The 7,531-nt window shown below is 76.2% G+C and carries 7 protein-coding genes; 4 read left to right on the top strand and 3 right to left on the bottom strand.

Annotation, left to right across the window (positions count from 1 at the left end; genetic code table 11):
- The coding region (locus tag V9U69_RS14410; RefSeq protein WP_337062542.1) for a GNAT family N-acetyltransferase at positions 1-587 on the top strand (587 nt) is incomplete at its 5' end.
- Here V9U69_RS14410 and V9U69_RS14405 read toward each other — a convergent pair.
- Together V9U69_RS14405 and aztD are read right to left on the bottom strand one after the other, a co-directional pair.
- Positions 557-1,495: a metal ABC transporter substrate-binding protein gene (locus tag V9U69_RS14405; RefSeq protein WP_337062541.1), complete on the bottom strand. Its 939-nt coding sequence runs from the start codon at positions 1,493-1,495 to the stop codon at positions 557-559. The two genes, V9U69_RS14410 and V9U69_RS14405, sit on opposite strands and share 31 nt — an antisense overlap.
- Positions 1,492-2,787 (bottom strand): zinc metallochaperone AztD, encoded by a 1,296-nt coding sequence (gene aztD / locus V9U69_RS14400; RefSeq protein ID WP_337062540.1) that lies wholly within the window; start codon positions 2,785-2,787, stop codon positions 1,492-1,494. The genes V9U69_RS14405 and aztD overlap by 4 nt, the downstream gene beginning before the upstream one ends.
- A gap of 106 nt (positions 2,788-2,893) precedes the next feature.
- On the opposite strand from aztD, the gene V9U69_RS14395 reads away from it, so the two are divergent.
- Positions 2,894-3,616: a metal ABC transporter ATP-binding protein gene (locus V9U69_RS14395; protein WP_337062539.1), complete on the top strand. Its 723-nt coding sequence runs from the start codon at positions 2,894-2,896 to the stop codon at positions 3,614-3,616.
- Positions 3,609-4,448: a metal ABC transporter permease gene (locus V9U69_RS14390; protein WP_337062538.1), complete on the top strand. Its 840-nt coding sequence runs from the start codon at positions 3,609-3,611 to the stop codon at positions 4,446-4,448. Before V9U69_RS14395 ends, V9U69_RS14390 begins: the two co-directional genes overlap by 8 nt.
- A gap of 69 nt (positions 4,449-4,517) precedes the next feature.
- On the opposite strand, the gene V9U69_RS14385 is transcribed toward V9U69_RS14390, so the two are convergent.
- Complete coding sequence (locus V9U69_RS14385) at positions 4,518-6,806, bottom strand: hypothetical protein (protein ID WP_337062537.1); 2,289 nt, start codon at positions 6,804-6,806, stop codon at positions 4,518-4,520.
- A gap of 175 nt (positions 6,807-6,981) precedes the next feature.
- On the opposite strand from V9U69_RS14385, the gene V9U69_RS14380 reads away from it, so the two are divergent.
- Positions 6,982-7,506 carry a low molecular weight protein-tyrosine-phosphatase gene (locus tag V9U69_RS14380; protein ID WP_337062536.1) on the top strand — a complete coding sequence of 175 codons (525 nt, stop codon included), beginning with the start codon at positions 6,982-6,984 and terminating at the stop codon, positions 7,504-7,506.
- The last annotated feature ends 25 nt before the right edge of the window (positions 7,507-7,531 follow it).

The following is a 7,531-nucleotide window of genomic DNA, read 5'->3' as shown; positions in this document are numbered from 1 at the left end:
CCCCCCCCCCCCCCCCCCCCCCCCCGCCCCGCTCCCCGCACCACCCGCCGCCCCGCCCCTGGTCCGTCCAGCTCCTGACGCCCGCCGCGGTCGCCGGCGCGCAGGAGGTGGTGCGCGCCTGCGTGGCGCAGGACTTCGGCGACGTGCACGACCCGGTCGTGCACGCCGACGTGGACGACCCGCTGGGCCGCTACCCGGGCACCGCGGAGGCGTTCCTGCTGGTGGCCGTGGACGACGCCACCGGTGGGGTGCTCGGCACCGCGGGCCTGCGCGACGGGCGGTTGCGCCCGGGGGCCGGCCCGCAGCACCTGGTGGACCGCTACGCCGACGGCCGCACCGGGCAGCTGGTGCGGGTGTGCGTGCGCCGCGGCGAGCGCCGGCGCGGGATCGCGCGCGGCCTGGTGGCGGCGGTGCTGGCGCGCGCGGCCGCGGACGACCGCTGCGAGCGCCTGGCGCTGCACACCTACCGCCACTCCCCCGGCAGCGTCGCGTTCTGGGAGGCGCTGGGTGCGCGGGTCGTCGCGGACGACACCGCGGGCGCCTCGCGCAGCGTCTTCTACGAGTTCGAGGGGTTCCCCCCGTCCTGAGCGGTGCCGTCCTGAGCAGCACCGTCCTGGGCGGTGCCGTCGCAGACGAGCCCGGACGTGAGCGCCTCGAGGTTCTGCCGCATCAGCGAGGCGTAGTCCTCGCCCTCCTCGGCGCGCTCGACCGGGTGCAGCACCCCGGTGCCCACCCCGAGCTCGCGCGCCAGCGCCTCGGTGACCTCCGGGCTGGTGGAGGACTCGAAGAAGATCGTGCGCACCCCCGCCTCGCGGACGGTGTCGACGACGCGGCGGACCCGGGCCGGGGAGGGCTCCACGTGCGGGTCGATGCCGGCGACGCCGACCTGCCGCAGCCCGTAGCGCTCGGCGAGGTAGCCGAACGCCTCGTGGGAGGTGACGACGGTCGCACCGCGGCAGGGGGCGAGCGCGGCGCTGAACTCGGCGTCCAGGGCGGCGGCCTCCGCCGCGAGCGCGTCGGCGCCGGAGGCGTAGGCGGCGGCGTGCTCGGGGTCCAGCTCGGTCAGGGCGTCGGCGACGAGGCGGCCGGCCTCGCCCAGGCGCACCGGGTCCAGCCAGAAGTGCGGGTCGCCGCCCAGGTCGGCCAGGACGGCGGTGTCCACCACGCGCTCGGGGGGTGAGACCTCCAGGGCGGTGTCGGTGGACGGCTGCACGCCGGACAGGTGCACCAGCAGGTCGGCCTCGCCGAGGGCGCCGACCTGGGCGGCGGTGAGCTCCACGTCGTGGCTGTCGCCGCCGGCGGGCACGAGGCCCGCCACGTCGACGTGCTCACCGCCCACGGTCTCGGCGACGTGCTGCAGCGGGGGCGAGGAGGCCAGGACGTCGAGCCGGCCGTCCTCGCCGCCGCCGGCCCCCGCGGCCCCGGTGGAGCAGGCGGCGGGGGCCAGGGCGGCGAGGGCGAGGGCCGCGGCGGCCCAGCGGCGTGCGGGGCTCACGCGGTCCCGGCCTCCTCGTGCTCGCCCTCGTGCGCGTGCTCGTCCTCGTGGGAGTGCTCGGCGGCGCCGGTGACTCCGTTCAGCTCGTTGGGCACGACGTCCAGCTGCGCGGTCCGGAAGACCTCGCCGGTGGCGACGTCGACGGCGTGCAGCTCCTTCGTGGCCGGCTCGGTGACGTACGCGGTGCCGTCCAGGACGTGCAGGGTCGGGCGCGGCTGCTGCCACTCCAGGGGCTCCTCCCACGGTGCGACGACGGGGATCGAGCGCACGAGGGTGCCCGTCTCCGGGTCGATCACGTGCAGGGCGCCGTCGGTGCCCAGGACGAGGGCCTCGCCGCCCTCGCCGCGCCCGAGGGAGCGGAAGGAGTAGGAGGAGGGCAGGTCCACCAGGCGCAGGGAGGCGTCGCGGGTGTCGATGAGGGAGACGCGGGTGGGGCGCTCCAGCTCGGCGTCGGGGTCGGTCTTGTAGTCGCCCAGGACGATCGGGGATGCCTCGGAGCCGGCCTGGTTGCCGATGCGGCCGTAGGGGTCGGGAGCGGTGATCTCGGTGATGGTGCCGTCGTCGTGGACGAGGGCGCCGTCCTCGCAGCCGATGACGACGGCCTCGCCGGCGGCGACGGCCTCGCCGTGCACGCCGGGGCAGCCGGAGCTCGCGGCGATCCCGGTGCCGTCGGCGGAGAGCCAGCGGGTGCCGGTGCGCTCGTCCTCGGTGCCCTCGGAGACGACCAGGCTGCCGTCGGAGAGCTCGACGGCGACGCCGTGGTGGGCGGCGGGCGTGGTGAGCTCGCGCTGTTCGCGGTCGGGGTCGGCGACGTCGGCGGAGTCGAAGACGGTGACCTTCCCGGTGCCGTCGTCGAACAGGGCGGTGCGCCCCTCGTGCGCGACGACGTGGCCGGGCTTGACCGCCTCGATCGCCACGTCGGTCAGCTCCGGCTCGGCGGTGTAGTGGTGCGCGTGGTCGCCGTGCGGCTCGGCCCAGGTGCCGGCGTCGAGCACCTGGAAGGCGCCGGTGGTGGACAGCAGCAGGTGGCGGCCGTCGCCGGCGGCGTTGAGGCGGGTGAAGCCCTCGACGGGCAGGTCGGCCAGGACCTCGAAGGTCGCGGCGTCGAGGACCTGCACGCCGCCGTCGTGGGTCAGGGCCAGGCGCGGGGTGCTGGCGGCGACCTCGGTGGCCGCGGCGGCGGGTTCGGGGGTGTCCTCGGCGCTGGCGGCGGGCTCGGAGGTCCCCGAACCGCAGCCGGTGAGCAGCAGGAGCGAGAGCAGCGAGCCGGCGGCGAGCGGGCGGGTGGGCATGTGGACGAGCGGGTGGTGCACGGCGGTCCTCGGTTCCGTGGGGGGGGGCGCGCCCCGAGCGGGGCGGTCCGGAAGCTAGCAAACGATTGTGATTATCATCAACACCGTGCCGGTCCTCCCCGATCACCCCTCCCCCGCCCTCGCCTACCGCGGCTGCTGCGCCGGCTACGCCGACGGCCCCGTCGTGCGCGACGTCGACCTGGAGGTCGCCCCCGGCGAGTGCGTCGCCCTCCTCGGCCCCAACGGAGCGGGCAAGACCACCCTGGTCCGCGCCGCCCTCGGCCTGGCGCGCGTGCACGCCGGCCGCCTCGACGTGCTCGGCCACCCCCACGACCGCCTGCCCCCCGGCGCCGGGCTCGGCTACGTCCCGCAGCGGCACACCGTGGCCACCGCCGTGCCCGCCACCGCCGCCGAGGTCGTCGCCGGCGGGCGCCTGGGGGGCACCGGCCCGCTGCGGCGCCTGCTGCCGGCGCAGCGCCGCCGCGACCGCGCCGCCGTGCGCGACGCCCTGGACCGGGTCGGCCTGGGCCGGTGCGCGCGCACGCCGCTGGCGCAGCTGTCCGGCGGCCAGCAGCGCCGGGTGCTGCTGGCCCGCGCCCTCGCCGGCGCCCCGCGCCTGCTGCTGCTGGACGAACCCACCGCCGGCGTCGACGTCGCCGCGGCCCGCGACGTCGCCGCCGTGTTGCGCGAGTCGCTCGACGCCGGCACCGCCGTGGTCCTCGTCACCCACGAGACCACCGCTCTCGACGGCGTCCTGCACCGCGTCGTGCGGGTCGAGGGCGGCTGCGCGTGCGAGGAGCAGCGCCGGGAGGTGGGTGCCGGTGCCTGAGCTGCTGCAGCTGCTGGACTACGCCTTCCTGCGCCGCGCGCTGCTGGCCGCGGCGATGGTGGGCCTGGCCGCACCCCTCGTCGGCGCGTTCCTCGTCCAGCGCGGGCTCTCCCTCGTCGGCGACGGCCTGGGCCACGTCGCGCTCGCCGGCGTCGGGGTGGGCGTGCTGACCGGCCGGGAGCCGGTGTGGACGGCGCTGGTCGCCGCCGTGGGCGCCGCCGTGCTCATCGAGGTCGTCCGCCACCGCGGCCGCACCGGCGGCGACGTCGCGCTCGCGCTGCTGTTCTACGGCGGCATCGCGGGCGGCGCGGTGCTGCTGAGCCTGGCGCCGGCCGGCGGGGCGGACCTCGAGAGCTACCTGTTCGGGGCGATCACCACCACCAGCGCCGCGGACGTGCGCGCCTTCGCCGCCCTCACCGCCGTCGTCGTCGCCGCGGTGCTCGTGCTGCGGCCGTGGTTCTTCGCCGCCGGCAGCGACGAGGAGCACGCCCGGGCGGTGCGCCTGCCCGTGTTCCGGCTGAACTGCGCGCTGGCCGTGCTGACGGCCGTGACGGTCGTGCTGTCCATGCGCACGGTGGGGCTGCTGCTGGTCAGCGCCCTGCTCGTCGTGCCCGTCGCCACCGCCCAGCGGCTGTGCCGGGGCTTCGGCGCCCTGCTGCTCCTCGCGAGCGCGCTGGGCGCCGCCGTCGGCGTGGGCGGGGTGGCGGTCTCGGCCGCGGTGGGCACCCCCTCCGGCGGCACGATCGTGCTGCTGGCGCTGGCGGTGTTCGCGGTGGTGGCGGCGCTGGGGGCCGTGCGCGCGCGGTGGGCGCCCGGGCCGGTGACGTCCTGACCGCGCCCGGACGCGACGACGCCGCCGCGACCGGGTGGTCGCGGCGGCGTCGCGGGGTGCGGCCTCGCGTCAGTCGGTGCCGCCGCCCGGCTGCAGCACGCCGTTCACGCACAGCTCGTACGTGGCGTACGAGGTGATGCTCTCGCTCGGATCGTCCGCGGTGACCAGGACGGCGGCCACCTCGGGGGTGAACCCGAGCGCGTGCTTGACGCTGGTCACCGTGGTGAAGCCCCACGGGGTGCGCACCACGGGCAGCTCCACGACGGAGACCCGCTTGCCGGAGGTGCCCACCAGCTGCACCGTCCAGCCGGCCACCTCGGTCGGGTGCGCCTCGCTCAGGGAGCTCCAGGTGGACAGGTCGGTGGCGTCGGCCACCGGCTGCCCGCCCACCGAGACGCCCTGGACCCGCACGCCCGGCTCGGCCACGCCGCCGTCGGTGAGGTAGCGGATCGCCACGTCGACCGTCTGCCCGGCGTAGGCGGACGCGTCGAACGTCTGCGTGCCGGAGACCTCACCGGTCAGGCCGGGCAGTTCCGCGGTGATGCGCGGGTCAGCACCGGGGTCGGCCTCGGTGGTCGTGGCCTCGCTCGCCAGCGACACCCAGTCGCCGGCGGCCTCGTCCCACACCTGCACGACCGCGAAGTCCCAGCCCTCCTCGGTGTCCACCTGCAGGTCCACGCCGATCGTGGGGTCCTCGACCGGGATCGTGAACTCGCGCACGATGCCGCGGTCGAAGCCGTCGCCGCTGCCGGAGTACAGCTCGTCGCCGTCCTGCACCCACTCCACCGGGGTGGTCGGGTAGGTGTTCGAGCCCTTGAAGGTGACCAGCCCGCGGTCGACGTAGCCGGCGGGGTCGCGCAGCCGCACGAAGTCGGCGCCGTTGACCGGCGCGCCCGGGGAGTCGTACGCCTGCGGCGAGTCCCAGTTCACGCGCGCGCTCATCGCCGGCACCTGCAGCGCCGCGGCGTCGCCGCGCTTGACCTTCGCGCCGGCGTCGAGGGCCGCGTCCACGGCCATCGCGGCGAGGAAGTCGTGCAGCACGTCCTGCGAGCGCACGTCGTACCCGCGCTCGCGCAGCACCGCGTCCAGGCCGGCCAGGCCCCCCTCGGGCTGGTTGTGCAGGGCGGTCATGAACTCGTCGCCGCCGAACCGCCCGTGCAGGTAGAGCATGAACGCGTAGGCGCTGCCGTAGTCGGCGAGGATCTCCGGGGCCCCCTGGTCGCCCCACAGGGTGAGCGACTGCTCGGGGCCGCCGTACGCCGGCTGGTCGTTGAACCCCAGGAACGTGGCGAGGTAGCTGTCCGCCTCGTCGGTGTTCGGCGCCGGCGCGGGGTTCGAGAACCCGAGCAGGGCCTCGGACCACATCGACAGCCCCTCGTTCACCCACGACACCTCGTCGGGGTCGGCGTAGTGCTCCAGCAGGTGCTGGTACTCGTGGGCGAACGTCCCCTCGTAGGTGCGCGCCGCCGGCTCGCCGAGCCCGGAGCGCTGCAGGTAGTCCGCGCACTCGAGGTAGTCGGGTTCCCGCGAGTCGTCCGGCGGGTTGTCGCCGGTGCGGTGCAGCCAGTCGAACCCGTCGATCGTCATGACGTTGCGGTCGACGAGGTCGTTGAACAGCGAGTAGAAGAACCCGGCGATGTAGGTGCGGCCGTTCTCGTTCGTCGGGTCGAAGTAGTTCTGGTCGCGGACGTTGTCGACGAGCACGACGGTGCGGTCGCCCTGGCCGGTCCAGTACCCCTCGGGGTAGGTGCCGCCGTCGGGCTGCTCGACCAGTTCGCCGAGCACCGCGGCGGAGCCGTCGCGCAGCGGGGCGACGGAGAACACCTCGGACTCCACCGGGTAGATCGTCTCGTCGAACTCCTCCACGAAGTTCGCGACCTGCTCGTCGGTGACGGTGACCAGCTCGCCGCCGCCGGTGGTGTTGCGGCAGTCGCCCTCGGGGAAGGAGAGGTCGTCGGCGACCCACACCTCGATGTTGTCGCCCAGCCCGCGCAGCGTGTAGCCCTGCACGGTGACCGCGCTCTCGACGGCCTCGCCGTCGGGCGTGACGCCGCCGTCGACCAGGGACGGCCAGTCCCGCTGGTCGCCGACCTGCACCTCGTCGCCGGCGTCACCGCCGGCGGGGGCGGCCAGCGTCGTGCGGGCACCGGACGCGCCGGCCGCACCGGCCGCGTCGGGCGCCACGACGGGCAGCGGTGCGCCGTCGCGGTACTCGCCGTCGAGCAGCCGGACGTCGGAGGCGGGGGCCTGCTGCTGCGCGGCGACGGGCGAGGCGGCCGCCGCGGCCGGGACGGCGAGGGCCGTCGCGGAGATCGCGGCGATCGCGATGCGACCGCCGCGCGTGGGGTCCAGACCCATGCGTGTCCTCCTGAGTGCCTCGGTGCCGGTGTGCCCGGGACCGGTGCGCCGAAGCATCCACTGTGTCACCCTGAGTGCACAAGGGTTGACGCCACAGCGAGTCCCCCCGAGGCGCCCGCGCCGCACCGGGGGTGCCGGGGGCGCGGCGCGGTGGCACGGACGGCAGGATGGCCCGGTGCCGTACCGCGTGATGACCGTGTGCACCGGGAACATCTGCCGCTCCCCCATGGCCGAGTCCGTGCTGCGCCGCCGGTTCGCCGAGGCGGGTCTGGGCGGGGAGGTGGTCGTGGACTCCTCCGGGATCAGCGACGAGGAGGACGGCAACCCCGTGGACCGCCGCGCCCGCGCGGTCCTGGCGGACGCCGGCTACGACGTCCCCGACCACCGCGCCCACCAGGTCACGGCTGGGGAGATCGCCTCGCGCGACCTGCTGCTGGCCATGACGGCGCGGCACGCGCGCTGGCTGCGCACGCACGCGCCCGACGAGTCCTCGGCGGCGAGGGTGGTGATGTACCGCTCCTTCGACCCGGCGGCGCCGGACGTGGGCGCAGCGGGCGCGACGGCCGACGAGTCGGCCCTGGACATCGCCGACCCCTGGTACGGCGACCGCGGCGACTTCGTCGAGGCCCTGGCGCAGATCGAGGCCGCCGCCGACGGGATCGTCGAGCACGTGCGCCGCGACCTCGCCTCCCGCCCCTGACCCCCTCCCCACCCCTGACCCCCTC

Origin of the sequence: Kineococcus sp. G2 (genome assembly GCF_037154035.1) — a bacterium.
Lineage (GTDB): Bacteria > Actinomycetota > Actinomycetes > Actinomycetales > Kineococcaceae > Kineococcus.
This window is presented reverse-complemented; position numbering and strand designations above follow the sequence as displayed.

Bases quoted from the DNA above. Each gene is read 5' to 3' on its own strand.
- aztD (WP_337062540.1), bottom strand. From the start codon at position 2,787: ATGCCCACCCGCCCGCTCGCCGCCGGCTCGCTGCTCTCGCTCCTGCTG.
- V9U69_RS14385 (WP_337062537.1), bottom strand. From the start codon at position 6,806: ATGGGTCTGGACCCCACGCGCGGCGGTCGCATCGCGATCGCCGCGATC.